Origin of the sequence: Shewanella rhizosphaerae (assembly GCF_019457655.1) — a bacterium.
In the GTDB taxonomy this organism is placed as follows: domain Bacteria; phylum Pseudomonadota; class Gammaproteobacteria; order Enterobacterales; family Shewanellaceae; genus Shewanella; species Shewanella loihica.
This window is the reverse complement of record NZ_CP080420.1, coordinates 2,707,684-2,733,952: the sequence shown is the minus strand read 5'-3', so window position 1 is coordinate 2,733,952 and position 26,269 is coordinate 2,707,684. Positions and strand designations below refer to the sequence as shown.

Sequence of the window (26,269 nt, the reverse complement as noted above, 5' to 3'; positions counted from 1 at the left end):
AATACCCACCCACACTTGAGGTGGGTATTTTTTTAGAGATTTTTATTGATAAGGGTTGATACTGAGTTGTTTGCCCTTATCTCTATTGTTCAGCTGTGTCTGTTTTAATGGCACGAAGAGAGTCAGACTGTTTCTCTGGCGAGGTTAAAAATGAAATTTGAATTAGATACAACCGATGGTCGCGCGCGTCGCGGTCGCTTAGTGTTCGAACGCGGTACGGTAGAGACACCGGCATTCATGCCAGTGGGCACCTACGGTACGGTAAAAGGGATGACGCCTGAAGAAGTGCGCGCCACGGGCGCCGATATTCTGCTGGGGAACACCTTTCACCTTTGGTTACGTCCTGGTGAAGAGATCATGCGTAAGCATGGCGATCTGCATGACTTCATGAACTGGCAGCGTCCAATTCTGACCGATTCAGGCGGATTCCAGGTATTTAGCCTGGGTGACATTCGTAAGATCACCGAAGAGGGCGTGCATTTCCGCTCGCCAATCAACGGCGAGAAGATCTTCATGGACGCGGAAAAGTCGATGCAGATCCAATACTCGCTCGGCTCAGATGTGGTGATGATCTTCGACGAATGTACGCCATACCCGGCGACCCACGACGAGGCGCGCAAGTCGATGCAGATGTCGCTGCGTTGGGCACAGCGTTCACGCGATGAGTTCGACCGTCTGGAAAACCCTAACTCCTTGTTCGGGATCATTCAGGGCAGTGTGTATGAAGACCTGCGCGATGAGAGCCTTAAAGGCTTGTTAGAGATAGGATACGACGGTTATGCCGTCGGCGGTTTGGCGGTTGGGGAGCCTAAGGAAGATATGCACCGTATTCTTGAGCATGTCTGCCCACAGATCCCGGCCGATAAGCCGCGTTACTTGATGGGGGTAGGTAAACCGGAGGATCTCGTTGAGGGGGTACGTAGAGGTGTCGACATGTTCGATTGCGTCATGCCGACTCGTAACGCGCGCAACGGCCACCTGTTTACCAGTGAAGGGGTTATCAAGATCCGCAATGCGCGTCATCGTGATGATACTTCACCGCTCGATGCTAAGTGTGACTGCTACACCTGTAAGAACTACTCACGGGCGTATCTGTACCATTTAGATCGTTGTAATGAAATTTTAGGAGCACGTTTAAACACCATTCACAACTTGCGTTACTACCAAATGTTGATGGAAGGTTTGCGTGGCGCTATCGAGACAGGTACATTAGACGCCTTTGTTGAGGAGTTCTATACCAGTCAAGGTCGCGAAGTTCCTAAGTTATCCGATTAATTTTACTGCTAATAAGAAGAGAGAAATATGTTCATTTCAAATGCATACGCAGCCGATGCGCCAGTAGGTGGTGCGGGTGGTACCATGGAACTGGTTTTCATGCTGGTCATTTTCGGCCTGATCTTTTACTTCATGATTTTCCGTCCGCAATCTAAGCGTGTAAAAGAACATAAGAACCTGATGAGCTCGTTGAGCAAGGGTGATGAAGTGCTCACCAGTGGTGGGATCTTGGGTAAGATCGCTAAGATCAGCGATGACAACGATTATGTGTTGCTGACGATCAACGAAACCTCAGAAATCACAATCAAGAAGGATTACATAGCGGCTGTTTTGCCTAAAGGGTCTATTAAGTCACTTTAAGTTGAAAGTTAAGTCACTTTAAGCCAAGAGGGCGATGGTGTGTTAAATAAATACCCAATGTGGAAGAACCTGATGGTGGCGTTGATCATCGCCGTCGGTGCCTTCTACGCAATACCAAATTTATTTGGTGAAGATCACGCGGTGCAAGTCGTGGCCACACGTGGCGCGGAAGTTAATGCTTCGACTCAGAGTGAAGTCACTGACATCCTGTCGGCGAAAGGCATCGCGGTGAAGCGTTCAGAGTTGGAAAACGGTCAGCTATTGGTACGTGTTGCCGATGCAGACCAGCAACTGCTGGCGAAAGAAGCAATTGCCGAGGTACTCGGCGACAAATATATCGTGGCGCTTAACCTGGCACCGGCTACGCCTCAGTGGCTGGAGTCTATGGGTGGTAGCCCGATGAAGCTGGGTCTGGACCTTCGCGGTGGTGTGCACTTCCTGATGGAAGTGGACATGAGCGAGGCGATCCGCAAGATGACCGAGGCGAAAATTGCCGATTTCAGAACCGATCTTCGTGGTGAAAAAATTCGTTATGCGGGTATTCGCAATACCCCTAAAGGGATTGAGATCAAGTTTCGTGATGCCGAGAATTTAGCTAAGGCAGAACGATTCCTCAAGAGCCGCACTAACGAGATGGTGTTCGTCGATGCGTCGTCTGGTAGCGATTTCATGCTGCTGGCGAACATGAGCGAGATCTACCTCAAGCAAGTGAAAGAGGAAGCGCTGCAGCAGAACATCACCACCTTGCGTAATCGTGTAAACGAGTTGGGTGTTGCCGAGCCAGTGGTTCAGCGCCAAGGCGCGGAGCGCATCATCGTCGAACTACCGGGTGTTCAAGACACGGCCCGCGCCAAGGATATCCTGGGGGCTACCGCGTCTATCGAATTCCACATGGTAGACGAGAAGGCCGATGCGGCGGCGATTGCAGCCGGTCGCGTATCACCAGGTTCGCAGATCTATGATCGCCGTGAAGGCGGTAAAGTGGCTCTGCAAAAAGAGGTGATGCTGACAGGTGACCATATTCAGGGCGCACAGCCAAGTTTCGATGAATACAGCCGTCCTCAGGTGTCTATCAACCTGGATTCTAAGGGTGGTTCTATCTTCTCGAATGTGACCAAGGACAACATCGGCAAGCCGATGGCGACCCTGTTCATCGAGTATAAAGATAACGGTGCCAAGAACCCTGACGGCAGCGTGAAGATGGATAAGATCGAAGAGGTTATCTCGGTCGCGACTATCCAGGCGCGTCTGGGCCGCAACTTCGTGATCACCGGGCTTGATCACTCTGAAGCGCAAAACCTGGCTCTCTTGCTACGTGCCGGTGCTCTAATTGCACCTGTCTCTATTGTTGAAGAGCGCACCATTGGTCCTAGCCTGGGTGCGGAAAACATCGACAACGGTCTGCAGGCGATGATCTGGGGTATGGCTGTCGTATTGATCTTCATGCTGGTCTACTACCGCGGCTTTGGCCTTATCGCTAACCTGGCGCTGACGGCTAACTTGGTAATGGTAGTGGGCGTCATGTCTATGATCCCTGGCGCCGTGCTGACCCTGCCGGGTATTGCCGGTATGGTATTGACAGTCGGTATGGCGGTTGATGGTAACGTATTGATTTACGAGCGTATTCGTGAAGAGTTACGTGCAGGACGCAGCGTACAACAGGCGATCCATGAAGGTTATGGCAACGCGTTCTCAACCATTGCCGATGCCAACATCACCACCTTTATGACGGCCTTGATCCTGTTTGCCGTGGGTACCGGCGCCGTGAAAGGCTTCGCCGTGACCCTGATGATAGGTATCGCGACCTCTATGTTCACCGCCATCGTGGGTACTCGCTCGATAGTTAACGCTATCTGGGGCGGTAAACGCGTGAAGAAACTGTCTATTTAAGGGGACGTTGACCATGTTCGAGATTTTATCAATTAAAGGCACGATCAACTTCCTGCGTCACGCCGTGGCTATCAGTGCGCTATCACTCATCTTGGTGATCGGCTCTCTGGCTTCTCTGGCGGTTAATGGAATAAACTGGGGGCTGGATTTCACCGGCGGTACCGTCGTTGAGATGGAGTTTAAGAACCCTGTCGATCTAAATCAGCTGCGCGCAGCCCTGACCTCAGACGAGACAGATGGCGCCGTGGTGCAGAACTTTGGTTCAAGCCGTGACGTGCTGATCCGTCTGCCGGTAAAGGAAGGCGTGAAGAGCGACCTACAGGTTGCGCATGTGATGGAGGCTGCGGCCAAAGTCGATCCTGGTGTAAGCCAGAAGCGTGTCGAGTTTGTTGGTCCTCAGGTGGGTAAAGAGCTTGCCGAGCAGGGCGGCCTGGCCGTCTTGGTGGCGCTTATCTGTATCCTTATCTATGTCTCTTTCCGTTTCGAATGGCGTCTGGCGCTCGGTTCGGTGGCGGCATTGGCGCACGACGTGATCATCACGCTCGGTGTGTTCTCGCTGTTCCAGCTGGAGTTTGACCTGACGGTGCTGGCGGGTGTGCTCACGGTAGTAGGTTACTCGCTCAACGATACTATCGTTGTGTTTGACCGTATCCGTGAGAACTTCCTCAAGATGCGTAAGGGCACCCCAGAAGAGGTGGTGAACAACTCTATTACCCAAACAATGAGCCGTACCATCATCACCACAGGTACTACCCTGGTGGTAGTTGTGGCCCTGTTCCTCAAGGGCGGCACCATGATCCACGGCTTCGCGACAGCCTTGCTGATGGGGATCTTCGTGGGTACCTTCTCCTCTATCTATGTGGCGAGTTTCCTGGCGGTCAAGCTGGGGATCAACCGCGAGCATATGATGCCTGTGGAGATCGAAAAAGAGGGCGCGGATCAGGATGCATTGATGCCGTAGGCACAAGCTGTCCGACCAGTGTCATGAAAAAGCCACGATTTCGTGGCTTTTTTATTGCCAATTTGGCCGGATCCCGACTCGACAAAATGTAAGTTTTAAGGCTAGGATGTTCAGCGATTAATCAATACACCTGATAATTTGCCAAAAAGAGCAAGCGTTGTAGGGGATAAAGATGGAAGAGCGCAGTAAGTTGGTGGCCGGTGGTAACTTGTTACAGGCCCATGCTTGGAAAGGGATGTTGGAGGCCTGCGGTATCGGGGTCGAACTGCGAGGCGAGGCCTTGCTAGGTGGGATCGGTGAGTTGCCGGTGGATCTACAGGATGTCGAGCTGTGGGTGGCCGAGTCTCAGTATGAGGCGGCCAGGGCGCAGCTTGAGACCCTAAACAGCGAGAGTCCTAAGTGGCAGTGCGTCAAATGCCACGAGATGAATGAAGGTAACTTTGAGCTCTGCTGGCATTGCAGCGCCGAGCGCAGCGAGCAGCTCAGCTAGTAGTGCTTGCCGCTCGCAGAGGCTTACTTTACTCTTGTCTTATCCTTAGTCGAGACAAGTCATTTAATCGATGCAATATTTTCCCATTTTCGCCCAGGCCGATGGGCTGAAGATCCTGATGATAGGCGCAGGCGACGTCGCCAGCCGCAAACTTGAGTTGCTGAGCCGCACCCAGGCCCATATTCGGGTGATCGCCCCGGATGTCTGCGACGCCGTGATAGCCATGGCAAATCAGGGGCAGATCGCCCTGGAGCAGAGATTCGCCGAACTCGAGGACCTCGAAGGGGTAGATCTGCTTTATATGGCCACCAGTGACGAGCCTCTCAATCGTCAGTTTGCCCTGCAGGCCAAGGCGCTTGGGCTCTGGGTCAATGTGGTCGATGCCCCCAAGCTCTGTAACTTCATCACCCCCGCCATCGTCGACAGGGGCCGCTTACAGGTCGCTATCAGCACCAGTGGCGCCGCCCCCGTGTTTGCCCGCGAGCTTAGGGCTCGTTTGGAGACCTGGCTGCCGGCATCCTTGAGTGAACTGTTCGATTTCATCGCCGATAAACGCACCGAGGTGCAGAATCGCCTGCCGGCATTTGAGCAGCGTAAGTTGTTCTGGGAGCAGTTCTTTCGTCTTAATGGCGACAGATTCGACGAGCGCACGGATAGCTATTTCGAGCAGGCGTTCGGTACGCTTTCGGGCAGTGGCGAGCTCTTGCTGCTCGAGGCCCACACCCCAATCGATCTGTTGCCTCTGGCCGCCGTGCCTATGATGCAGCGTCTCGACTGGCTCTGTAGTGACTTAGCGCTGCCAGAGCGTCTGTCTGAGTTGGTGCGCCGCGACGCCGGGCGTCAGGCCATGTTACCGCTCAGTGAGTTATCAGCCAGGTTAGACAAGGGCGAGCGGGTGATGGTCTATGGTGAAACTGAGACCATAGCCCAGCTGGTGGCCCATTTCCCCATGGCGAAACACCTGCGCCCGGGCGCACTGTAACGCATCTCTTGCTCAAAGGGCGCCTATTTAGGGTAAACTAGGCGCTTTATTCTTAACGACTGAGCATTATGGCGCCCAAAGCAACCGTTTATAAAGTGCAGCTGCAGATTGCCGACATGGATCGTGGCTACTATCAAGATCATTCCCTCACGCTGTCACAACACCCATCGGAAACCGATGCCCGCATGATGGTCAGGCTGCTCGCCTTTGCCCTGAACGCCAGCGACACCCTGGCCTTTAGCAAGGGGCTGTGCGTCGAGGGCGAGCCCGAGTTGTGGCAGAAATCCTTAAGCGACGAGATAGAGCTGTGGATCGAGTTTGGTCAGAGCGATGAGAAGTGGCTGAGAAAGGCCAGCAGCCGCGCCGATAGGGTGTTGCTCTATACCTATGGCGGCCGCGCCGTGCCTATCTGGTGGCAGCAAAATGAGCAGGCTCTCAGCCGTTATCAGAACCTTGCTGTGTGGAACCTGCCCGAAGAGCAGGTGAAGGCGATGGGCGAGATGGTCAGTCGCAACATGAGCCTGCAATATAATATCAGCGAGGGCGAGGTGTGGCTCTCCAACGATAGCGGCAGTGTACATATTATCCCTGAGCAGCTAAAGGGATAAGACGCTCAGGCGTATAGCGCTAAAACGATTGGTGTTGTGAGCGACACCGACACAAACATAAAAAAACCAGTCTTGCGACTGGTTTTTTACTTTGGGGGATGTTACGGAGTGTTTAGGCTTCTTCGGGTAACTCTTCTTCGCCGCGACCCTTAGTCTTCACTATGATGAGTGCGGTAATGACCAAGGTCGATACCACACCGGCAATGGTAGAAACCGTCATAGGTAGGCCTGCACCTAAGGTGGCAGAGTTCAGCAGGAAGCTAATAACCACTGTGGTCATGAACATGGCCGGTATGGTACAGATCCAGTGCAGCTTGTTATGACGCAGCAGGTAGGCAGAAGCGGTCCAAAGCATCATCACGGCTGTGGTCTGGTTAGCCACACCGAAGTAACGCCAGATCACCCCGAAGTCAACCTGAGTCAGAATCGCACCAATCACAAACAGTGGAATAGCCAGGACCAGACGCTTAGGCAATGCAGTCTGTGGCATCTTGAAGAACTCAGACAAGATCAGACGTGCAGAGCGGAATGCGGTATCACCAGAGGTGATAGGGAGAACAATCACACCCAGGATAGCCATGAATCCACCCACAGCGCCAAGCAGGCCGGTAGAAGCTTCATACACAACGTTTGCAGGGTTGCCCGCCATGCCGGCATTCAGGCCTTCTACACCGCCGAAGAATGACAGGGCGATAGCACACCAGATCAGGGCGATAATACCTTCACCTATCATGGCGCCGTAGAACACGAAACGGCCGTTAGATTCATTCTCGACGCAGCGAGCCATCAGTGGTGACTGAGTGGCGTGGAAGCCAGATACGGCGCCACAGGCGATGGTGATGAACAGGGCAGGCCAGAGTGGCATGTCATTAGGGTTCAGGTTAGACAGGAAGTCACCGGCGCTGAAACCTGGCAGCAATGTGTGCTCGCTAGAGACGATCAATGCTATGGTCAGACCCACAGACATGAACAGCAGCAGGGCGCCGAAGAAGGGATAGAGGCGACCAATGATCTTGTCGACCGGCACGATGGTGGCGATCAGATAGTAGGTGAAGATGATGCCGAGGAACAGGCTAACGTCCCAACCGGTTAACTTGCCGAGCAGTCCTGCAGGCGCCGAGATGAAGACCACGCCCACGAGCAGTAGTAGTATGATGGCAAACACGTTCATGAAGTGCTTGGCGCTGTTGCCCAGGTATTTACCGGCAAGGTTTGGCACTGACTGGCCATTGTTGCGTACCGACAGCATGCCAGAGAAGTAGTCATGCACCGCACCGGCGAAGATACAGCCGATCACGATCCACAACATGGCGGCGGGACCATAGAGGGCACCTAAGATAGGGCCGAAGATGGGACCGACGCCAGCAATGTTCAGCAGCTGGATCAGATAGACCTTACCTTTTGACATAGGCACATAGTCGACGCCGTCTGTCTTGGTAAAGGCGGGGGTTTGGCGAGCGGTATTGATACCGAACACCTTCTCAACAAACTTACCGTAGATGAAGTATCCGCCGAGTAGCAGGCCGACACACATTAGAAACCACATCATAATTAGTACTCCCATTTAAAGTTAACAAGAGTGTAACCTGTCGGCAATTTAAGGAAACCGACATTTAGGTGAGTGGTCGAATAAGCAGATTAAGCGGTAAAATCGAGCCGGTAACTGTATTAGTGAAAGCCGAAGAGCTGTTTTATCGGTTTCAGGAAGCGGCGGGAGACGGGGACCGTCTTCCCCGAGTGGGTCAGGACCTCGGCGCCGTTTTCTAAGATAACTATCTCGCTGATCGCCTGGGGTGAAACCAGATACTGCTTGTGGCAGCGCACCAGATCTGTCTTCTCTTCCAGCACCTTGAGGGTCAGATGGGTGTGCACCTGTTCCTGCGCCGTGGTGACATGTATGCCGCTGAGATCGCTAAAGGCAAACTCCACCTCTTCGACGTTGATCACCTTGAGACGGTTACCGCAGTAACAGGGGACATGTTCGAGCATCGTTGGCAACACGGCGTCGAGTGGCACTTGGTGCAAGTCTCGGCGCACCCTGGATATGGTGGTGGCCAGGCGTGCCTCATCCACGGGTTTGAGCAGATAGTCGAAGGCATGATTATCGAAGGCCTTGATGGCGTATTCATCGAAGGCGGTGACAAACACCACCCTGGGCATGTTGTCGGGATCTAACATGGCCACCATCTCGAGCCCGCTTATCTTGGGCATCTGGATATCGACGAAGATCAGCTGCGGTTTGAGCTTGCCTATGGCCTGCATTCCCTCGATGGCGTTGCTGCATTGGCCTATCACTTCGAGATCGGGATAGGCTTGAAGTTGGTCGTTGAGGGCTTCGCGGGCAAAGGGTTCATCGTCGATAATTAAGCAAGTGATCACGCTGTGGGTTCCGTTTGTGCCACATCATTTAGCGGCAGGGTAATAATGACTTGAGTAAAACGGTCCTTCTCGCAGTTGATCTTAACGCCATAGTGGGGGCCAAACAGGCTCTGGATCCGCTTATGGACGATGGACATACCTAATCCTGAGGTGTCTGCATTGAGCTCTTCTCGATACAGACCTGCATTATCTTTTACTTCCAATATTAATAAATCTTGCTCGGCTCTGCCACTGACCCAGATTTCCCCGGGCTCCAGCAGGTGTGAGGTACCATGCTTCACCGCATTTTCTATGATGGGCTGCAGGGTAAAGGCCGGTAGGCGGTACTGGTGCAGCGTGGCGGGAATGTCGATATGCACGCTGAGCTTATCGATAAATCTTGCCTTCTCTATGGTGAGGTAGGCGTCGATATGTTCCAGCTCGTCGCTGAGGGTCACCAGGCCAGTGGTGCGCTTGAGGTTGATGCGCAGAAACTGCGACAGGTGTTGCAGCAGCTGCCGCGCCATCAGGGGATCTTTGCCTATGATGGCGGCGATGGTGTTGAGCGCGTTAAATAGGAAATGGGGATTGACCTGCGCCTGCAGCAGCTTGAGCTCCGCCTGAGTCAGCAGGCTCTGTTGTAGCTCGTAGCGGCCGTAGAGGATCTGGTTACTCATCAGCCTGGCGATCCCTTCGCCCAGCGTACGGTTGATGTTGAGAAACAGCTTATTCTTGGGCTCATAGAGCTTGATGGTGCCAATCACCTCAGACTCGCACCTCAGTGGGATCACCAGGCTTGAGCCGAGGCGACACTGGGGCGAGATGGAGCATGCATAGGGGGTCTCCACACCGTCGGCGAACATGACGCAGTTCTGCTCTATGGCATCTTGGGTGATCTTTGAGGAGATGGGGGTGCCGGGAATATGATGGTCATCACCGATGCCGATGAAGGCCAGCAGCTTCTCCCGGTCGGTGATCGCCACCGCACCGACATTAGTCTCCTCCAATATTATCTGTGCCACCTTAGTGCTGCCCTCCTGATCGAATCCCTTGGAGAGGATCCCCACGCTGCGCTCGGCAATCTTAAGCGCCTTGGTGGAGAAGGCGGAGGAAAGCTTGTCGAACATGGTCTTCTGATCCCGCACCATGCTCATGAAGAGAGCGGCGCCGATGGAGTTGACCGTCAACATGGGCAGGGCGATCTGTTTCACCAGGGCTAGGGCCTCGCCATAGGGTTTGGCGATGGCCAGGATCAGCGCCATCTGTAACATCTCGGCCGAGAAGGTGACCAGGGCGACCAGCAGCGGCGCATAGACCATCTCGCTGCGATTTTGCTTACGCAGGTAATAACCGACTATGCCCGCCGACAGGCCCTCTAACGTGGTGGAGATGGCACAGGCGAGATCGGTAAAGCCTCCCATGCTGTATCTGTGCAGGCCGCCGGTTAAGCCCACCAGAAAGCCGGTAACGGGTCCGCCTAACAGGCCGCCGAGCACGGCGCCCATGGCGCGGGTATTGGCGATGGCATCGTTGGTCTGCTCGCCAAAATAGGTGGCCATGATGCAGAAACCCGAGAAGATAAGATAGATGTAGATCTTATGGGGCAGACGGGTTGCCGTCTCGGCAAATAGTTTAAACAGCGGCGTCTTACTCAACAGGTACACTATGACCAGGTAGAGGCACATCTGTTGGGTGAGCAGGAGGATCAAAGGCATAGAAACTTGGGTACTCGTGTGGGAGAGGCCTTAGTGATCCTCAGCATAGCACTGGCGCTGGTTTTAGGACAAGGGCGGGCTTTGGGCTCGGGATCAAAGTTTCTGCCACCGAGATAGGTTATAAAGGGATATCTATTTTATATCTTTTAGGAAGAGTATGTCAGATTCAATTCATGGTCATCAGGTGATGGAACTTATGTTGTCCCTGGGCCGCGCCATATCTAAGGGGGAGCTGACTCAGCTCATGCATAAGGAGTTTGGTGAACAGGCTCGTTACCATACTTGCTCGGCCAGCGAGATGGACGCCCAGGAGCTGATCGCGTTTCTCGAGCGTAAGGGTAAGTTTACCGAGTCGGCCGAAGGGATTGCCACCGCAGCTGATCGTATCTGTAATCATTAACGACTAGTCATCAACGAATAGTCACTAACGAATGACTAGTCCTGGCTGAGCTCTATTAGCACCTCAAGCTCGGCCTTGGATTTGCTGGCGAACTCGGTGATCATCATACGGATCAGCCGTGACTTGGCGACCTTGCTCTCCTTCGCCAGGGTATTGAGCTGGGCTATGCAGGTCTCGGTCAAGGTGAAGGTTGCGTGGCGAAAGATGCGACTCGCCTGTTTCTTCTGATTGACCGTGGTGTTGGTTTTGCGCGATTTCTTGACGCGATTGGCAAGGCTCGGCTGACCAAACGCATAGTTGTTGGCATCCTCGATAAAATCTTCAACCGACAATTTCTTGCGAGGTTTGGATTTACGACGTTTAAGATCAGTTAAGCTCATAGGAATTTTCTGGTGGTATCGCAAACAGTTCATCGGCGATAGCACGTATCTCGGCGGCGGCTTTTCCATCCGGTTCGATTTCGATGACCGACGATCCCTGTTCTTCACTGTCATCGTAGACGTTGCGGCTAAAGGTTACCGCGTCCAATACCCTCAGCCCAAATGACTCAACCACCTCTTTGGCCTCCAATATGCGTTTATATTGGCTGGGCAGCGCTGGGCATTGTGTCATCACCACGGTAGCAACCATCTTAGGGTTAACCATCTTACAGGTGCTGAGCATGTCTTCCATATGGGGGAGGGTCTTGAGATCGCGCCGCTTGGGCCTGAGTGGCAGCACCACATAGGTGGCTACCGACATGGCCGCACGCATGGCCAGGTTGTCCTGACCGCCACAGTCGACAATCACATAGTCAAACCTTTGGTCCAACCCAAGCAGATCATTACGAATTTTACCGTACAGTTGGATACAGTTGATCGCGGGCAGGCTGGCATCTTCGTTACGGGCCTGGATCCAGTCTGAGGTGGTGCGCTGGGGATCGCAGTCGACCATCAATACGTTGGCATTGAATTTTTGAGTGATATGTACGGCGATATTCTGGGCCAGGCAACTCTTGCCCGCGCCGCCTTTCTCACCCCCAACAAGCAGAATCATAGCGTGTCTCCCTCAAGCATTGGCACTGATTTATGTCGCAGAACTTGTGCTGTTTAGTATAGAACAGAGTTATGGATACTGCCTGAACTCCCGTTTTTAGTTCACTGAAAAGCCTAAATAATTTGCATCGCAACCTGGAAACGGTGCGGGGCACATTCGCTGCAGCGACACACCTGAGCCTTGATGCTGTTTTGTTTATCTGTGTTGGGATTGAAGGTAACGGTGAGCAGCTCGCCCAGGGTAAATGCCTGCTTGTATTCAATCAGCACACCACGACGTGCCAGATCCATACAGATAGCATCATCTGTGTGCACCACGCCTAAGCCATCTGTCCATGAGATCAGTATGCGTTCGGCTTCCATGTCAACCCGCAGGGATTGACGGCGTTCTTCAAAATCTTCGTGGCTTTGATCCATCAGAATATTCCTTGCTGTTAGAGATAGGGGTAAAGCCCTTTAAACGTAGCACAGTTTATGAGTGAAATAATAGTTATAACAACATGAATAACGGTTAGTTATTTGCAGGCGAGCTAATGGGTACACCGGCTAGTGAGGAGCGATGAGGAGTGAATAGGTTCGCAGTGACGCTTGGGGTGTCTATGTCGGCTAAGTCAGGCATTTAATGATAAGAGGGGCGGCGTTTTCCGTTTTAGTAGCATACCGTCTTAATAGCTTACCGCCCCGTAACTTGTCTGTTATTGGTGGCCTAGAGCTCACTGGCTCATAAACAGGCTAGTGGTCGTCCTCTTTGCGCGGATAGGGAAGCTTTAGCTGACCCCAGCGGATCACGATAACCGTGCTGGCAAGCACCAGGGTAGATACTGAGATAGCCAGAATGCGCCAGTCTTCCATTCCCTTCATATCGAGAATCAGATAACGGGCCAGGGCGACGATAGCTATATAGAGCGGCATCCGCACCGGCAACTTACCGGACTCGGCGTAGTTGGCCACCATGGCCAGCACCTCGAGATAGATGAAGAGTAGCAGCAGATCCGCCAGCGCCACTTCTCCCATCTTGATGATGTGCGCTATCTCTTGCCCTATGGCCACTATGGTGGCGATGGCGATGATAATTAAAACAAAATGTTCTATTGCTTTGAGGCTTTTAGAGCCATATTGCGTGTAGAGTTTTCCCATAAATAGCGCTCAATTGTGTTTTTATAGATGGTAACAAGTATTGAGCGCTACGCCAGCGTCTGGGTGTGATGCTTTTCACAATCTGACGCTTTAGCCTCTGTTAGGCGCCTAGCCTGGTCTGCCATCTACCCTTGGCGTGAGCAAAATAGGGGCATAACAGATAACGAAGGTGCCAAAGGCAAAGATCCAGGCGACCAGTGCTATAGTCAGCCAGAGCATAAACTGCGTCGGGAACAGGCTGGCCAAGACTCGGGTGATGGTCGAGATGAGGATCAGCGCAAAAGCGCCCGTCATCACCTTAGGTGGCAAGAGGTTACGACCCGTGTGACCTAACGAGACCCTCGCCATCATCGCCAGGATCATGCCGCCGAGTCCCCCCACCGTCATGGCATGCAGACCGGCGGAGACGCTAGCGCCCACAGCGATCAGCAGTAGACCCACAGGAATACAGAGATAACTCAGATGTAGTGACCAGAGCAGTGGCACACCAAAGGTAGACTGCACGCCCCAACGGGACCAGCGCACCAGTAGGGTGATCCCGGCCACGGCGGCGCAGAGCATTATTGCAAGGGACTGACCGATAAGCATGGCGATAAAGAGCGCCATCAAGCTGACGAAGGTGAGCTTTTCCAGCCAGGAGATGTTGTCCAGTCGCTGCCACTGTGTGGCTCTGTCGGTGAAGAAGGGGATCACCCGACCGCCGATGAGGGCCACTATGGTCACCATTAAGATGGTGGCGCCGTGAAAGGCGTGGGATACCAGCAGACTGTTTTGGCTGCTGACGCCGTAGTAACTCAGGGCGTTGGCCACAGTAAGCAACAGCAGGATGGGGATGAAGGCAAAGTTGCGCCATTGTCTGACGGCGATCACTTGTCTCGCCAATACCAGCGCGGCCGCCGGAGCGAACAGCAGATCCAGCATGGCGACTACCTCAAATGTGCCCCATTGATTGTTTGCCAGCAAGATGCGCGGCGCCAGCCATAGCAGGAAGAGGGCGCCCAGAGGCCAGCCCTTGATGCTCTTCTGGCCGGTCCAGGTCTGGGAGGCGGTTAGCAGGAAGCCGGCGACAATCGCCATCACGAAGCCGAATAGCATCTCATGGCCGTGCCACCATAGCGGATTTCCATGGGGCGTGAAGCCGAGACGACCGGTGAGGAAGCTGCCCCACAGCGCCAGGGCGACTAGGCTGAACAGGGCGCCAAACAGGAAGAAGGGACGAAATCCCAAACGCAGCAGGGCGAGTTTGGGTTGGAGATGGGCGGGTTCGTCTATGTTAAGCATACGCGTCTCATTAAATATCCGAGTAATTATGTCGGATATTATAAGGTGTAATTTATATACATGTAAATAAGCACTGCTTGCTTTTAATGAATGTCGATTGAATCAGGGCACCGGCTTTGAATGAAGGCGGCTTCTTCATCTAGCATTTTTCGCGTGGCGGCTTTTAACAAGGGGCACTCTTGAGGAAAGCTTATGGCAACTGATGGTTGAATGCAGGATAGACTTAGAGAAAAGCGCTACTCGAAGACATAAACAAAATCGATTAACAGATGCCTTAAAATTCAGACATAAAAAAACCGCCTTGAAGGCGGTCTTTAGCGTGTGATGCTGTTTAATCCGGGGACTAACGCTTAAGGGCATCGCTCAGCAGAGGACGGAAGCTCTTCACCATGGCAACAGTCGCCTTAGGGCTACCTGCGATGATGTTGCCTGAACCCATGTAGCCATGGTTACCGGTAAAGTCGGTGACGGTACCGCCGGCTTCGCGGACGATCAGGTCGCCAGCAGCGATATCCCAAGGCTTGAGACCGATCTCGAAGAAGGCGTCCATACGACCCGCTGCTACATAAGCCAGATCCAGGGCGGCTGAACCTGCACGGCGCAGATCGGCACATTGGCTAAAGGTAGAAGCAAAAAGTTTCATGTAAGTTTCAGTGTGTTGCTTCGCCTTGAAGGGGAAACCTGTACCCACGATGGCCTCATCGAGATCGCTCGCCTTGCTTACGCGAATACGGAAATCGTTTAGCTTGGCGCCTTTACCGCGCACGGCAGTGAACAGCTCGTCACGAACAGGATCGTAGACGACGGCAACTTCGGTCTTGCCTTTGTGTTGTACGGCGATAGATACCGCGAAATGAGGGATGCCTCTAACAAAGTTGTTAGTGCCATCCAGAGGATCGACAATCCACATGTAGTCGCTGTTTTGACCCTTGTTCTCACCATTTTCTTCACCCACTATGGTGTGGTCCGGGTACGACTTGCGGATTTGATATGTAATGGCAGCTTCAGCTTCTTTATCTACGTTAGTCACGTAGTCATTGATACCTTTTGCGCTAACTTCTACACGGTCGAGTTCGGTATAGGCACGCATAATTGTTTGGCCGGCGGCGCGAGCGGCGCGCACGGCGATGGTCTGCATCGGATGCATTACAATCCCCTGGATGTTAAAGAACAGATATAAATAATCGGCGCGTATTATACGCTTTTCAAGCGTTATATCAAATATAGATTTTTATATTAAGGGATCCCCTTGCGCTGTGGTACCATCAATCCACTGTTCTATAGAAAGAAATCAAACTTGTTTCATGCTTAGCAATATTCGTGTCGTTCTCGTAGGAACCACTCATCCAGGTAATATAGGTTCAACCGCCCGTGCCATGAAAACCATGGGCCTTTCCACGCTTTATCTCGCCGAACCCAAGGTGGCACCCGATGGCCAGTCTGTGGCCCTTGCCGCCGGGGCGTCGGATATCCTTAAACATGCGGTCACCGTCGATTGTCTGGAAGATGCCATTGCAGACTGCAGCCTGGTGATCGCCACCAGTGCTCGTAGCCGCACCCTGGACTGGCCTATGCTGGATCCCCGTCAGGCGGGTGAGAAACTCGCCGGCGCCGCCGTTAACGGCCCAGTAGCCATCGTCTTTGGCCGCGAGAGTAACGGCCTGAGCAACGACGAACTGCAAAAGTGCAACTATCATGTGACCATACCGGCCAATCCTGAGTACACCTCGCTGAACCTGGCCCAGGCGGTGCAGATCATCTGTTATGAGGCGCGCGTGGCGCACCTCGCCATGGATCCCGAGACCGTAGAAGAGCAGGCCTATCCCCTGGCCAAGGAGCAGGAAAACTTCTTCGTTCATCTGGAGAAGACTCTACTGTCGACTGGATTTATCATCAAGCAACATCCGGGGCAGGTGATGACTAAGCTCAGACGTCTCTTTAGCCGGGCGAGAATCGAAAGTCAGGAGATGAACATCCTCCGCGGTATCCTGACCTCGGTGGATAAGAAGGTTGAATTGGCACAGCAGGCCACACAAGACGCACAGTCAACGAAGGAAGAATAGAGCCATGGGCGTGATTTCCAGAATTAAAGATGACATAGCCTCCATCTATCACAGAGACCCGGCGGCAAACGGTACACTAGAGATCCTGCTCAACTACCCTGGTATGCAGGCGATTTGGATCCACCGTGTCAGCCATAAGCTTTGGAAGGCCAAGTGGTGTCTCACCGCGCGCATGATCTCAACTTTCTCCCGTTGGCTGACCGGGGTGGAGATCCATCCTGGCGCCACCATAGGTGACCGTTTCTTCATCGACCACGGCATGGGCGTGGTGATAGGGGAGACCGCCGAGATAGGCAACGATTGTACCCTCTACCATGGCGTGACCCTGGGGGGAACGACCTGGCAGGCGGGCAAACGTCACCCGACCCTGGGCAACAATGTAGTAGTGGGCGCAGGCGCTAAGATCTTGGGGCCGATCACCATGCATGATGGGGCGCGTGTCGGCTCCAACTCTGTGGTGGTTAAAGAGGTGCCAAAAGATACCACTGTGGTGGGGATCCCTGCCCGTGAGGTGGCCAGGCCCAGCGAAGAGGCCAAGGAGCATGTTCAGCGCCGCACCGAGATGGCCAAGAAATATGGCTTCGATGCCTACGCGGTATCGCCCGATAATCCGGACCCTGTGGCCAATGCCATCGGCAAGATGCTGGATCATATGCACCTGATGGATTCTAAGGTGCAAGAGGTGTGTCAGGCCGTGCAGAGCATGGGCGGCAGCGTCTGTACCGAGCGCCTTCCCGAGCTTGAAGTGGGTGAATTTAGCGACGCCGAGCAGGCCGCGGCCGAGAAGCGCCAGCAGGCGATAGATGAGTTTGATCCCATTATTTAATAAAGAGTGAGATTTATTGCCCTCTGAGCGTTGAATCTTTGCCTTGAAACAGGTTAAATACCCCAGCAACGAAGCAGGGTATTTCCTGTTTCCGATAACGTCCTTAATACCTGACTAATCTGCTAGGTTTTATACTTGACTAAAACAGTCAAGTATGGTTGAATTGACCCAAGCATTTTAGAGAGCAGTGGTAGCTATGAAACTAACTTCAAAAGGTCGGTATGCGGTAACGGCAATGTTAGACGTTGCAATGCATTCTACTTCTGGCCCGGTCCCATTAGCTGACATCTCCGAGCGTCAGGGAATCTCCCTTTCCTATCTTGAACAACTCTTCGCTAAATTACGTAAGCACGGATTAGTCTCCAGCGTCAGAGGACCCGGCGGCGGTTATCGTCTCGGTTTCGACGCCAGCGATATTTCCGTGGGCATGGTGGTTAGGGCGGTAGATGAGTCGGTCGACGCCACACGTTGTCAAGGTTTGGGAAATTGTCAGAGCGGCACCCGATGTTTAACCCATTCGCTCTGGGGCGATTTGAGCAAACAGATTTCAGATTTTTTAAATGGCATTAGCCTTGCGGGTCTGATGAACAAGCGAGATGTGCAATTTATCTCAATCAAGCAAGACAAGATGCAACAGGAACAAAGGGTAACCCTGTAAGTTAACTTTGTTATTAATTATTACTATATGTACGTGGTTAAGTGGTCGCGCCATGACTACTCAGTACGGAGTGTGAGATGAAGCTTCCTATTTATTTAGATTATGCTGCTACGACGCCGGTCGATCCGCGCGTGGCAGAGAAAATGATGCAATACATGACGATGGACGGGATTTTTGGTAACCCCGCTTCACGTTCTCACCGTTACGGCTGGCAGGCCGAAGAGGCGGTGGATATCGCCCGTAACCAGGTCGCCGAGCTGATCAACGCCGATCCACGCGAGATCGTGTTCACCTCGGGTGCTACCGAGTCTGACAACCTGGCCATCAAGGGTGTTGCGCATTTTTATCATAAGAAAGGCAAGCACATCATCACCAGTAAGACAGAACATAAGGCCGTGCTGGACACCTGTCGTCAGCTAGAGCGTGAAGGCTTCGAGGTGACTTACCTTGAGCCTGAGTCAAACGGCATCATCCCTATCGAGAAGCTCGAAGCGGCGATGCGTGAAGACACCATACTGCTCAGCCTGATGCATGTTAACAATGAGATTGGCGTGATCCATGATATCGACGCCATCGGCGAGCTATGCCGTGCCAAGAAGGTGATCTTCCACGTGGATGCGGCACAGAGTGCCGGCAAGCTACCTATCGACCTGCAACAGAGCAAGGTCGACCTCATGTCTATCTCGGCTCACAAGATGTACGGCCCTAAAGGCATTGGCGCCCTGTATGTCCGTCGTAAGCCACGTATTCGTCTGGAAGCGACCATGCACGGTGGTGGACACGAGCGCGGCATGCGCAGTGGTACCCTGGCGACTCACCAAATTGTGGGCATGGGTGAAGCGGCGGCGATTGCCAAGGCCGACATGGAAAGCGATAACGCTCGTATCCGTCGTCTGCGCGACAGACTGTGGGACGGCATCAAGCATATCGAAGAAACCTATATCAACGGTGATGCAGAGCAAAGATACTGCGGCAGCCTGAACGTCAGCTTTAACTTCGTCGAAGGTGAGTCTTTGATGATGGCGCTGAAAGATCTGGCGGTCTCTTCTGGTTCTGCCTGTACCTCAGCAAGTTTAGAGCCTAGCTATGTGCTTCGTGCATTAGGATTAGACGATGAAATGGCGCACAGCTCAATCCGTTTCTCTATCGGTCGTTTCACGACTGAAGAGGAGATTGACCATGCGATCGAGACCATTACCAAGTCTATCGGTCAGTTGAGAGAGATGTCTCCATTGTGGGAGATGTTTAAAGATGGTGTTGACCTGTCAACAGTGCAGTGGGCACACCATTAATCCGGCCGATAAACGAATAGAGATTGGAGCAGAATCATGGCTTACAGTGAAAAAGTAATAGATCATTATGAGAACCCGCGTAACGTAGGTTCATTCGACAAGAACGACCCTTCAGTAGTTACCGGCATGGTAGGTGCGCCTGCCTGTGGTGACGTCATGAAGCTTCAGCTGAAGATCGACGACAACGGTATCATCGAAGATGCCAAGTTCAAGACTTACGGCTGTGGTAGCGCTATCGCGTCAAGCTCTCTGGTCACCGAGTGGGTGAAGGGCAAGACGATTGAAGAAGCGCAAGCGATTAAAAATACGGATATTGCTGAAGAGCTTGCCCTACCGCCTGTGAAAATTCACTGCTCAATCTTGGCTGAAGACGCCATCAAGGCAGCGTTAGACGAGTACAAGGCTAAGCACGAAAAGTAATAGTCGGAGTAATAATGGCAATAACGATGACACCGGCGGCGGCCGATCGAGTAAGAAGCTTCTTGGCCAACCGCGGTAAAGGTATCGGATTACGTTTGGGACTGAAGACGTCCGGCTGCTCCGGCATGGCATACGTGCTGGAGTTCGTCGACGAACTCAACGACGACGATGAAGTTTATGAGATCGATGGGGTGAAAATCATCATCGATGCCAAGAGTTTCATCTACCTGCAAGGGATCGAGTTAGATTTCGTCAAAGAGGGACTCAACGAGGGCTTCCAGTTCAACAACCCCAATGCGAAAGGGGAGTGTGGCTGCGGCGAGAGCTTCACCGTTTAGAGCGAATCGAGATACATGAACTATTTTGAGTTGTTTAGTTTATCGCCATCGTTTGAGCTAGATACCGCACTGCTTTCAGAGCGGTATCGCGAACTGCAGCGTGCGGTGCACCCTGACAAGTTTGCTAATGCCAGCGAGCAGGACAAGCGCCTGGCGGTGCAGCACACCGCTCAGGTTAACGATGGTTATAACACCCTGAAACATCCCATCTCGCGCGCCGAGCACATGCTCAGCCTTAAGGGAATCGACCTCAGCCACGAATCCACCACGGTTAAAGACACAATGTTTTTAATGCAGCAGATGGAGTGGCGCGAGGCGCTGGAGGAGATTAGCGATTGCGATGATCCCGATGAGGCTATCGAGCACCTGCATCAATCCTTTGGCGAGTATCGCAGCGATATCACGGCGCAGCTGGCGCAAAAGATAGGCAGTGAAGAGGCTTCAGTTCTGGAGCAGGCCGCGGATCTGGTGCGTAAACTCAAGTTTATGGATAAGTTGCAGGCGGAACTCGAGCGAGCCGAAGACGCTCTCTTTTAAGCGCGAATGTTTTTTATGGCTCTGTCGTCGATTGCGGTCGACTGAGCCTTTATTTTTTTAAGTTGGAAAGATATGGCACTTTTGCAGATCGCTGAACCCGGACAGAGCGCCGCGCCGCACCAGCACAGGCTGGCGGTAGGCATTGACTTAGGTACGACCAACTCACTGGTGGCGGCCGTGCGCAGCGGCGTAGCCGATACCCTGGCCGACGAATCTGGTCGTCATGCCCTGGCTTCCGTTGTGCGTTACAGCGAGGACGGAGTGCAGGTTGGCGTGGATGCCGAGCGTTTCTCCGCCCAGGACCCACTCAATACCGTGGTCTCGGTGAAGCGTTTCATGGGCCGCAGCCTGAGTGATATTCAGGCCAAGGATGCCTCGCTACCTTATCATTTCTCTGCCAGCGAAAATGGCCTGCCACTGTTCAATACTCAGGCGGGGCAATTTAATCCCATTCAGATCTCTGCCGACATCTTAAGGCCACTAGTGGATCGCGCCGAGAAGACCCTTGGCGGCGCTTTAGAAGGCGTGGTGATCACAGTGCCGGCCTATTTCGATGACGCCCAGCGTCAGGGCACCAAAGAGGCGGCAAACCTGCTTGGTGTCAAGGTGCTGCGTCTGCTCAATGAGCCGACGGCGGCCGCCATCGCCTATGGTCTGGACTCAGGCCAGGAAGGGGTGATTGCCATCTATGACCTGGGCGGCGGTACCTTCGATATCTCGATTCTGCGCCTGTACAAAGGCGTGTTTGAGGTACTGGCGACCGGCGGTGACTCGGCGCTGGGTGGCGATGACTTCGATCACGCCCTGGCCGAACATCTGCAGAGTAGCTGGCATCTCACCAGCCTTACAGCCAGTGAGCGCCGTGCGCTACTGATTGAGAGTCGCCGCGTGAAAGAGGCCCTGACCGAACAGGCTAGCGTGACCGCAAGTCTGACCCTGGAGCAGGGCAACGTTCATGAACAAGTTGTTGAGAAGGCGCAGTTTGACGCGCTTATCGAATCTCTGGTGAAGAAAACCATCGCCAGCTGTCGCCGCGCACTGCGCGATGCGGGGATCAGTAACGATGAAGTGCTGGAAACCGTGATGGTGGGCGGCTCGACCCGCGTGCCTCTGGTGCGTGAGCGCGTCGAAGGCTTCTTCGGCAAGGCGCCGCTGACCTCAATCGATCCCGATCGAGTGGTGGCTATCGGCGCCGCGATTCAGGCTGATATTCTGGTGGGTAACAAGCCAGAGTCTGATCTGCTACTGCTGGATGTTATCCCGCTGTCGCTGGGTATCGAAACCATGGGTGGCCTGGTGGAGAAGGTGGTGTCTCGTAACACCACGATTCCGGTCGCCCGCGCCCAGGAGTTCACCACCTTTAAAGATGGTCAGACGGCCATGGCATTTCATGTGGTGCAGGGTGAGCGTGAGCTGGTGGCCGATTGTCGCTCGTTGGCACGCTTTACCCTCAAGGGCATTCCGCCTATGGCAGCCGGCGCGGCGCATATTCGTGTCACCTTCCAGGTCGATGCCGATGGCTTGCTCAGCGTGACCGCCATGGAGAAATCTTCTGGCGTGCAGGCGAGCATTCAGGTGAAGCCTTCCTTCGGGCTGACCGACGAAGAGATCGGTACCATGCTCAAAGATTCTATGGCCCATGCCAAAGAGGATATCGAGCGCCGCATGTTAGCGGAGCAGCAGGTAGAAGCGGCAAGGGTATTAGAGTCCCTGTCGGCGGCGTTGGCCAAAGATGGCGATCTGCTGGACGAAGCGGAAGCGGCGACCATCCAGGCGGGCATGGCCAATTTGGCACAGGTGGCGAGCCAGTCGGATACTGACGCCATCGAGAAGGCAATTGCTGCGCTGGACGATGCCAGCCAGGACTTTGCCGCGAAACGTATGGATAATTCCATTCGATTGGCGCTCAAGGGCCAGTCGGTTGACAATATATAGGTAACAATATGCCTCAGATAGTTTTTTTACCCCATGAAGAGTTATGCCCGGACGGCGCGGTAGTCGAGGCCCAGGTGGGCGAGACTGTGCTGGATGTGGCGCTGCGTAACGGCATCACCATAGAGCACGCCTGTGAGAAATCCTGTGCCTGTACCACTTGTCATGTGATCATTCGTGAAGGCTTCGATGAGCTGGAAGAGAGCGATGAGCTGGAAGATGACATGCTGGATAAGGCTTGGGGCCTGGAGCCTGAGAGCCGTCTGTCGTGCCAGTCTAAGGTGCCTGACAGCGATCTCGTGGTCGAGATCCCTAAATACACCATCAACATGGTGAGTGAAGGCTAAGCCTGCTTAATGTATTAGCAATCTCAAAGAAAGCCGGTCTATCAGACCGGCTTTTTTGATCCTGCCAATTTTCTAGGGGCTAAACTTAAAGGATAAGCATTTGCGATAGAGGTAAGACAATGAAATGGATAGATTCTCTCGATGTGGCGCTCAGTCTGCTCGAGGCTCATCCCGATGTGGATCCCGCCAAGATCCGCTTCACCGATCTGCGGGAATGGATCCTGGCACTGGATGAGTTTGACGACGATCCCAACCATTGCAACGAGCGGATCCTGGAGGCGATTCAGGCCTGCTGGATCAACGAGTACTGAGCCGGTTTCGAGGTTTAAAGTCTCGCTCGCTTACTAGCTGGTTTCGATTTGCACATGCCAGTTTGCTAGCCGGATCGCGCCAGCCTAGATGACGGTTTGATGAATGTCTCATTCATCTCGCTATAAAGGTAGGTTTTTCGGATTTAATTTCGTATAATCCGCGCGAATTTTTAAAAACCTGTTTAATGAAGGAAGCTAGACATGGCTATCGAACGTACTTTTTCTATCATCAAGCCTGATGCCGTTGCTAAAAACCACATCGGTGCTATCTACAACCGTTTTGAAACCGCTGGCCTGAAAATCATCGCTTCTAAAATGGTTCACCTAAGCAAAGAACAAGCTGAAGGCTTCTACGCCGAGCACAGCGAGCGTCCTTTCTTCGGCGCACTGGTTGAGTTCATGACTTCTGGTCCTATCATGGTTCAAGTACTGGAAGGCGAAAACGCTGTTATGGCTAACCGTGAAATCATGGGTGCAACTAACCCAGCTGAAGCGGCTCGTGGCACTCTGCGTGCTGATTTCGCTGACAGCATCGACGAGAACGCCGTTCACGGTTCTGACGCCGTTGCTTCTGCAGAGCGTGAAATCGCTTACTTCTTCAGCGCTGAAGAACTTTGCCCACGTACTCGTTAATCCGAGTCCGATGCAAAACACTCGAAAAGGAGCCTTAGGGCTCCTTTTTTGTGCCCGAAATTTACTGCAAAAAAATAGTGCGGCAAAATAGTACGGCGAAATAATACGATAAAGTAGCCCCAAGTAAACTGTGAAGAGAAGTCGATGAAAATTGTAGCCGATGAAAACATGCCCTATGTCGAAGCCCTGTTTGCCGATCTTGGTGAGGTGGTGATGGTCGATGGCCGCACCCTGACCCAGGCTCAGGTAAAAGATGCCGATGTGCTGCTGGTGCGTTCTGTCACTAAGGTGAATAAGAGCCTACTGGATGGCTGCGACAGGCTCTCCTTCGTGGGTAGCGCCACCATAGGCATGGATCATCTGGACTTGGACTATCTTAAGCAGCGCGGCATCTTCTGCACCAATGCGCCGGGCTGTAACGCGGTGGCCGTCGGCGAATACGCCTTCAATGCCATGCTGGAGCTGGCCAGGCGCTTTCACAGTCCACTCAAGGGCAAGACGGTCGGCATAGTTGGTGCGGGTAACACGGGCACGGCGCTGCAAAAGTGCCTGCAGGCTTATGGCGTGAAGACCCTGCTCAACGATCCCTTGCTAGAAGAGGCGGGTGATGAGCGAGAGTTTGTCTCGTTAGATACGCTTATCGAGCGCTGCGATGTGATCTCCCTGCATGTGCCCCTGACTCGAGATGGCGAGCATCCCACCCACTATCTGTTTGATAAGAAGCGCCTGAACACACTTGCCGAAGACACCTGGCTGCTGAACTGCTGCCGCGGTGAGGTGATCGATAACCGAGCGCTTATCGAGGTGAAAAAGCAGCGCAGCGATCTTAAGCTGGTGCTGGATGTATGGGAGGGGGAGCCTCTGCCACTGCCCGAGCTGGTGCCACTGGTTGAGGTAGCCACCCCACACATCGCTGGCTATAGCCTGGAGGGCAAGGCCCGCGGCACCTTCATGCTGTATCAGGCCTTGATGGCGCAGCTGGGCAGGGAGGTCGACAAGTCGCTTGCCAGCCTGCTGCCACCGCTCTGGAGTCATCAGTTGTCACCCTTGTCTGTGCCCGATGAAAAGGCCTTGCTGAGCCTGGTGCGCCTGGTCTATGACCTGCGCGATGACGACGAACTGTTTCGCCAGCGCTTTCAAAATAACAAAGGCTTCGACCTGATGAGAAAAAATCATAAGCATCGACGTGAATTTAGCGCGTTAATGCTAGCCAATACCGCGGGTTCTGATGTAGATTGGTTGCTCGAATTAGGTTTTTCAGGAGTCGGTCTGTAATTATGTCGCAGGAATTTAACGTCGTCGTTTTAGGTGCATCGGGAGCCGTGGGTCAAACAATGATTGAGATCCTCGAAGAGCGCAACTTTCCCGTTGCCAACTTGTATCCTCTGGCCAGTAGTCGTAGTGCGGGCGACACGGTAACTTTCCATGGTAAACAGGTCGAAATTTTAGATGTGGAGACCTTCGATTGGTCTCAGGCGCAGATAGGTTTCTTCTCAGCGGGCGGTGACGTGTCGGCCAAGTGGGCGCCCATCGCCGCCGAGCACGGTTGTGTGGTGATCGATAACACCTCACACTTCCGTTACGACATCGATATCCCTCTGGTCGTTCCCGAGGTGAACCCACAGGCGATCGCCGATTTCCGTAATCGCAACATCATCGCCAACCCAAACTGTTCGACTATCCAGATGCTGGTTGCCCTTAAGCCTATCTATGATGCTTACGGGATCTCACGTATCAATGTGGCGACCTACCAGTCTGTATCTGGCTCGGGCAAGCAGGCCATCGAAGAGCTGGCTAATCAGTGTGCCAAGCTGCTTCAGGGACTACCGGTAGAGCCTAAGGCCTATCCAAAGCAGATCGCCTTTAACGTGTTGCCACAGATCGATAAGTTTATGGACAACGGCTACACCAAAGAAGAGATGAAGATGGTCTGGGAAACCCAGAAGATCTTCGGTGATGACCAGATAGTGGTTAACCCAACCGCGGTGCGTGTGCCGGTATTCTATGGTCACTCTGAGGCGGTGCATATCGAAACCGTGCAGCCGGTGAGCGCCGAGGATGTTAAGGCCGTGTTGCGTGATGCGCCTGGCGTGGAGCTGTTCGAGTCTAACGAAGAGTATCCAACGGCAGTAACCGAAGCGGCAGGAACCGATCCTGTATACGTGGGCCGCGTGCGCGAAGATATCTCTCATCCTAACGGCATTAACCTCTGGGTTGTGTCTGATAACATTAGAAAAGGCGCGGCGCTCAACAGCGTGCAGATCGCCGAAGTCTTGGTCAGAGACTACTACTGATCCCTGGCCCTAAGGGGCTAAGTAGCGCATAAGTGGAGAAAAAGCCTGCAGTTTGCAGGCTTTTTTTGTGTGATCACTTGTTTTTGAAATGTGAACAGTAGCAGGCCATCTAAAACTGGTTTATAGT

At 53.2% G+C, this 26,269-nt stretch carries 30 protein-coding genes; 21 read left to right on the top strand and 9 right to left on the bottom strand.

Annotated elements, in window-relative coordinates; translation table 11 throughout:
* Nucleotides 1-150 precede the first annotated feature (150 nt).
* The 7 genes from tgt to K0I63_RS12075 all read left to right on the top strand — a co-directional run bounded on the left by tgt (nt 151) and on the right by K0I63_RS12075 (nt 6,566).
* Entirely contained in the window at nt 151-1,275 is a 1,125-nt protein-coding gene (gene tgt / locus K0I63_RS12105) for a tRNA guanosine(34) transglycosylase Tgt (protein ID WP_011866134.1), read from the top strand.
* A 27-nt stretch (nt 1,276-1,302) separates the two neighbouring features.
* A complete protein-coding gene (gene yajC, locus K0I63_RS12100) occupies nt 1,303-1,635 on the top strand; it encodes a preprotein translocase subunit YajC (RefSeq protein ID WP_041406650.1) in 333 nt (110 codons plus the stop codon).
* A 39-nt stretch (nt 1,636-1,674) separates the two neighbouring features.
* Nucleotides 1,675-3,525 carry a protein translocase subunit SecD gene (gene secD / locus K0I63_RS12095; protein WP_220078558.1) on the top strand — a complete coding sequence of 617 codons (1,851 nt, stop codon included), beginning with the start codon at nt 1,675-1,677 and terminating at the stop codon, nt 3,523-3,525.
* Nucleotides 3,526-3,538: 13 nt separating this feature from the next.
* Complete coding sequence (secF, locus tag K0I63_RS12090; RefSeq protein WP_011866131.1) at nt 3,539-4,486, top strand: protein translocase subunit SecF; 948 nt, start codon at nt 3,539-3,541, stop codon at nt 4,484-4,486.
* Nucleotides 4,487-4,658: 172 nt separating this feature from the next.
* The gene (locus K0I63_RS12085) at nt 4,659-4,976 is read left to right on the top strand and encodes a putative signal transducing protein (RefSeq protein ID WP_011866130.1); all 318 of its coding nucleotides are present in this window, start codon (nt 4,659-4,661) and stop codon (nt 4,974-4,976) included.
* 70 nt (nt 4,977-5,046) lie between these two features.
* Nucleotides 5,047-5,958, top strand: a complete 912-nt coding sequence (locus K0I63_RS12080) for a precorrin-2 dehydrogenase/sirohydrochlorin ferrochelatase family protein (RefSeq protein WP_220081203.1) — start codon at nt 5,047-5,049, stop codon at nt 5,956-5,958.
* Between the two features lie 68 nt (nt 5,959-6,026).
* Complete coding sequence (locus K0I63_RS12075; protein WP_220081202.1) at nt 6,027-6,566, top strand: YaeQ family protein; 540 nt, start codon at nt 6,027-6,029, stop codon at nt 6,564-6,566.
* 112 nt (nt 6,567-6,678) lie between these two features.
* Here K0I63_RS12075 and K0I63_RS12070 read toward each other — a convergent pair whose 3' ends face one another.
* The 3 genes from K0I63_RS12070 to K0I63_RS12060 form a co-directional block, all read right to left on the bottom strand.
* Nucleotides 6,679-8,115, bottom strand: a complete 1,437-nt coding sequence (locus K0I63_RS12070; RefSeq protein WP_220081201.1) for a carbon starvation CstA family protein — start codon at nt 8,113-8,115, stop codon at nt 6,679-6,681.
* 119 nt (nt 8,116-8,234) lie between these two features.
* The gene (gene btsR / locus K0I63_RS12065) at nt 8,235-8,945 is read right to left on the bottom strand and encodes a two-component system response regulator BtsR (RefSeq protein WP_220081200.1); all 711 of its coding nucleotides are present in this window, start codon (nt 8,943-8,945) and stop codon (nt 8,235-8,237) included.
* Nucleotides 8,942-10,639, bottom strand: a complete 1,698-nt coding sequence (locus tag K0I63_RS12060; protein ID WP_220042714.1) for a sensor histidine kinase — start codon at nt 10,637-10,639, stop codon at nt 8,942-8,944. Before K0I63_RS12060 ends, btsR begins: the two co-directional genes overlap by 4 nt.
* 157 nt (nt 10,640-10,796) lie before the next feature.
* Here K0I63_RS12060 and K0I63_RS12055 point away from each other — a divergent pair, with 157 nt between their 5' ends.
* Nucleotides 10,797-11,039, top strand: coding sequence for a YecH family metal-binding protein (locus K0I63_RS12055; protein WP_041406649.1), 243 nt, complete (start codon nt 10,797-10,799; stop codon nt 11,037-11,039).
* Between the two features lie 35 nt (nt 11,040-11,074).
* Here K0I63_RS12055 and K0I63_RS12050 read toward each other — a convergent pair whose 3' ends face one another.
* The 6 genes from K0I63_RS12050 to suhB form a co-directional block, all read right to left on the bottom strand.
* Nucleotides 11,075-11,419, bottom strand: a complete 345-nt coding sequence (locus tag K0I63_RS12050; protein ID WP_220081199.1) for a replication protein RepA — start codon at nt 11,417-11,419, stop codon at nt 11,075-11,077.
* Entirely contained in the window at nt 11,406-12,074 is a 669-nt protein-coding gene (locus K0I63_RS12045) for an AAA family ATPase (RefSeq protein ID WP_011866122.1), read from the bottom strand. The genes K0I63_RS12050 and K0I63_RS12045 overlap by 14 nt, the downstream gene beginning before the upstream one ends.
* Before the next feature lie 113 nt (nt 12,075-12,187).
* Nucleotides 12,188-12,490: a PilZ domain-containing protein gene (locus tag K0I63_RS12040; protein ID WP_011866121.1), complete on the bottom strand. Its 303-nt coding sequence runs from the start codon at nt 12,488-12,490 to the stop codon at nt 12,188-12,190.
* Nucleotides 12,491-12,805: 315 nt separating this feature from the next.
* Complete coding sequence (locus K0I63_RS12035) at nt 12,806-13,210, bottom strand: phosphate-starvation-inducible protein PsiE (protein WP_011866120.1); 405 nt, start codon at nt 13,208-13,210, stop codon at nt 12,806-12,808.
* Between the two features lie 108 nt (nt 13,211-13,318).
* Nucleotides 13,319-14,491, bottom strand: a complete 1,173-nt coding sequence (locus K0I63_RS12030) for an NnrS family protein (protein WP_220081198.1) — start codon at nt 14,489-14,491, stop codon at nt 13,319-13,321.
* 343 nt (nt 14,492-14,834) lie between these two features.
* The gene (gene suhB, locus K0I63_RS12025) at nt 14,835-15,638 is read right to left on the bottom strand and encodes an inositol-1-monophosphatase (RefSeq protein ID WP_011866118.1); all 804 of its coding nucleotides are present in this window, start codon (nt 15,636-15,638) and stop codon (nt 14,835-14,837) included.
* 157 nt (nt 15,639-15,795) lie between these two features.
* On the opposite strand from suhB, the gene trmJ reads away from it, so the two are divergent.
* From trmJ to K0I63_RS11960, 13 genes are all read left to right on the top strand, one after another.
* The gene (gene trmJ, locus K0I63_RS12020) at nt 15,796-16,554 is read left to right on the top strand and encodes a tRNA (cytosine(32)/uridine(32)-2'-O)-methyltransferase TrmJ (RefSeq protein ID WP_011866117.1); all 759 of its coding nucleotides are present in this window, start codon (nt 15,796-15,798) and stop codon (nt 16,552-16,554) included.
* Between the two features lie 4 nt (nt 16,555-16,558).
* Nucleotides 16,559-17,380, top strand: coding sequence for a serine O-acetyltransferase (gene cysE / locus K0I63_RS12015; protein WP_011866116.1), 822 nt, complete (start codon nt 16,559-16,561; stop codon nt 17,378-17,380).
* Between the two features lie 196 nt (nt 17,381-17,576).
* A complete protein-coding gene (gene iscR, locus K0I63_RS12010) occupies nt 17,577-18,038 on the top strand; it encodes a Fe-S cluster assembly transcriptional regulator IscR (protein ID WP_011866115.1) in 462 nt (153 codons plus the stop codon).
* Nucleotides 18,039-18,115: 77 nt separating this feature from the next.
* Entirely contained in the window at nt 18,116-19,330 is a 1,215-nt protein-coding gene (locus tag K0I63_RS12005; protein WP_220042709.1) for an IscS subfamily cysteine desulfurase, read from the top strand.
* 36 nt (nt 19,331-19,366) lie between these two features.
* Complete coding sequence (gene iscU, locus K0I63_RS12000; protein ID WP_011866113.1) at nt 19,367-19,750, top strand: Fe-S cluster assembly scaffold IscU; 384 nt, start codon at nt 19,367-19,369, stop codon at nt 19,748-19,750.
* A 14-nt stretch (nt 19,751-19,764) separates the two neighbouring features.
* The gene (iscA, locus tag K0I63_RS11995; RefSeq protein ID WP_011866112.1) at nt 19,765-20,088 is read left to right on the top strand and encodes an iron-sulfur cluster assembly protein IscA; all 324 of its coding nucleotides are present in this window, start codon (nt 19,765-19,767) and stop codon (nt 20,086-20,088) included.
* Between the two features lie 15 nt (nt 20,089-20,103).
* Nucleotides 20,104-20,625, top strand: coding sequence for a co-chaperone HscB (gene hscB / locus K0I63_RS11990; protein WP_220081197.1), 522 nt, complete (start codon nt 20,104-20,106; stop codon nt 20,623-20,625).
* 72 nt (nt 20,626-20,697) lie between these two features.
* Entirely contained in the window at nt 20,698-22,560 is a 1,863-nt protein-coding gene (gene hscA / locus K0I63_RS11985; protein ID WP_220081196.1) for a Fe-S protein assembly chaperone HscA, read from the top strand.
* Nucleotides 22,561-22,568: 8 nt separating this feature from the next.
* Complete coding sequence (fdx, locus tag K0I63_RS11980) at nt 22,569-22,904, top strand: ISC system 2Fe-2S type ferredoxin (RefSeq protein ID WP_011866109.1); 336 nt, start codon at nt 22,569-22,571, stop codon at nt 22,902-22,904.
* A gap of 119 nt (nt 22,905-23,023) precedes the next feature.
* Nucleotides 23,024-23,215 carry a Fe-S cluster assembly protein IscX gene (gene iscX, locus K0I63_RS11975; protein ID WP_011866108.1) on the top strand — a complete coding sequence of 64 codons (192 nt, stop codon included), beginning with the start codon at nt 23,024-23,026 and terminating at the stop codon, nt 23,213-23,215.
* A 201-nt stretch (nt 23,216-23,416) separates the two neighbouring features.
* On the top strand, nt 23,417-23,848 hold the full coding sequence (ndk, locus tag K0I63_RS11970; protein WP_220081195.1) for a nucleoside-diphosphate kinase: 432 nt from the start codon (nt 23,417-23,419) through the stop codon (nt 23,846-23,848).
* A 144-nt stretch (nt 23,849-23,992) separates the two neighbouring features.
* Nucleotides 23,993-25,123 (top strand): 4-phosphoerythronate dehydrogenase, encoded by a 1,131-nt coding sequence (locus tag K0I63_RS11965; protein ID WP_220081194.1) that lies wholly within the window; start codon nt 23,993-23,995, stop codon nt 25,121-25,123.
* A 2-nt stretch (nt 25,124-25,125) separates the two neighbouring features.
* On the top strand, nt 25,126-26,142 hold the full coding sequence (locus tag K0I63_RS11960; protein WP_011866105.1) for an aspartate-semialdehyde dehydrogenase: 1,017 nt from the start codon (nt 25,126-25,128) through the stop codon (nt 26,140-26,142).
* The last annotated feature ends 127 nt before the right edge of the window (nt 26,143-26,269 follow it).

Bases quoted from the DNA above. Each gene is read 5' to 3' on its own strand.
- tgt (WP_011866134.1), top strand. From the start codon at position 151: ATGAAATTTGAATTAGATACAACCGATGGTCGCGCGCGTCGCGGTCGC.
- K0I63_RS12050 (WP_220081199.1), bottom strand. From the start codon at position 11,419: ATGAGCTTAACTGATCTTAAACGTCGTAAATCCAAACCTCGCAAGAAA.
- iscX (WP_011866108.1), top strand. From the start codon at position 23,024: ATGAAATGGATAGATTCTCTCGATGTGGCGCTCAGTCTGCTCGAGGCT.
- K0I63_RS12070 (WP_220081201.1), bottom strand. From the start codon at position 8,115: ATGATGTGGTTTCTAATGTGTGTCGGCCTGCTACTCGGCGGATACTTC.
- secF (WP_011866131.1), top strand. From the start codon at position 3,539: ATGTTCGAGATTTTATCAATTAAAGGCACGATCAACTTCCTGCGTCAC.
- K0I63_RS12060 (WP_220042714.1), bottom strand. From the start codon at position 10,639: ATGCCTTTGATCCTCCTGCTCACCCAACAGATGTGCCTCTACCTGGTC.
- K0I63_RS12075 (WP_220081202.1), top strand. From the start codon at position 6,027: ATGGCGCCCAAAGCAACCGTTTATAAAGTGCAGCTGCAGATTGCCGAC.
- suhB (WP_011866118.1), bottom strand. From the start codon at position 15,638: ATGCATCCGATGCAGACCATCGCCGTGCGCGCCGCTCGCGCCGCCGGC.
- K0I63_RS12005 (WP_220042709.1), top strand. From the start codon at position 18,116: ATGAAGCTTCCTATTTATTTAGATTATGCTGCTACGACGCCGGTCGAT.
- iscA (WP_011866112.1), top strand. From the start codon at position 19,765: ATGGCAATAACGATGACACCGGCGGCGGCCGATCGAGTAAGAAGCTTC.
- ndk (WP_220081195.1), top strand. From the start codon at position 23,417: ATGGCTATCGAACGTACTTTTTCTATCATCAAGCCTGATGCCGTTGCT.
- K0I63_RS12035 (WP_011866120.1), bottom strand. From the start codon at position 13,210: ATGGGAAAACTCTACACGCAATATGGCTCTAAAAGCCTCAAAGCAATA.
- fdx (WP_011866109.1), top strand. From the start codon at position 22,569: ATGCCTCAGATAGTTTTTTTACCCCATGAAGAGTTATGCCCGGACGGC.
- K0I63_RS11960 (WP_011866105.1), top strand. From the start codon at position 25,126: ATGTCGCAGGAATTTAACGTCGTCGTTTTAGGTGCATCGGGAGCCGTG.
- trmJ (WP_011866117.1), top strand. From the start codon at position 15,796: ATGCTTAGCAATATTCGTGTCGTTCTCGTAGGAACCACTCATCCAGGT.
- cysE (WP_011866116.1), top strand. From the start codon at position 16,559: ATGGGCGTGATTTCCAGAATTAAAGATGACATAGCCTCCATCTATCAC.
- K0I63_RS11965 (WP_220081194.1), top strand. From the start codon at position 23,993: ATGAAAATTGTAGCCGATGAAAACATGCCCTATGTCGAAGCCCTGTTT.
- iscR (WP_011866115.1), top strand. From the start codon at position 17,577: ATGAAACTAACTTCAAAAGGTCGGTATGCGGTAACGGCAATGTTAGAC.
- K0I63_RS12045 (WP_011866122.1), bottom strand. From the start codon at position 12,074: ATGATTCTGCTTGTTGGGGGTGAGAAAGGCGGCGCGGGCAAGAGTTGC.
- hscA (WP_220081196.1), top strand. From the start codon at position 20,698: ATGGCACTTTTGCAGATCGCTGAACCCGGACAGAGCGCCGCGCCGCAC.
- K0I63_RS12080 (WP_220081203.1), top strand. From the start codon at position 5,047: ATGCAATATTTTCCCATTTTCGCCCAGGCCGATGGGCTGAAGATCCTG.
- hscB (WP_220081197.1), top strand. From the start codon at position 20,104: ATGAACTATTTTGAGTTGTTTAGTTTATCGCCATCGTTTGAGCTAGAT.
- K0I63_RS12030 (WP_220081198.1), bottom strand. From the start codon at position 14,491: ATGCTTAACATAGACGAACCCGCCCATCTCCAACCCAAACTCGCCCTG.
- K0I63_RS12085 (WP_011866130.1), top strand. From the start codon at position 4,659: ATGGAAGAGCGCAGTAAGTTGGTGGCCGGTGGTAACTTGTTACAGGCC.
- K0I63_RS12040 (WP_011866121.1), bottom strand. From the start codon at position 12,490: ATGGATCAAAGCCACGAAGATTTTGAAGAACGCCGTCAATCCCTGCGG.
- K0I63_RS12055 (WP_041406649.1), top strand. From the start codon at position 10,797: ATGTCAGATTCAATTCATGGTCATCAGGTGATGGAACTTATGTTGTCC.
- iscU (WP_011866113.1), top strand. From the start codon at position 19,367: ATGGCTTACAGTGAAAAAGTAATAGATCATTATGAGAACCCGCGTAAC.
- yajC (WP_041406650.1), top strand. From the start codon at position 1,303: ATGTTCATTTCAAATGCATACGCAGCCGATGCGCCAGTAGGTGGTGCG.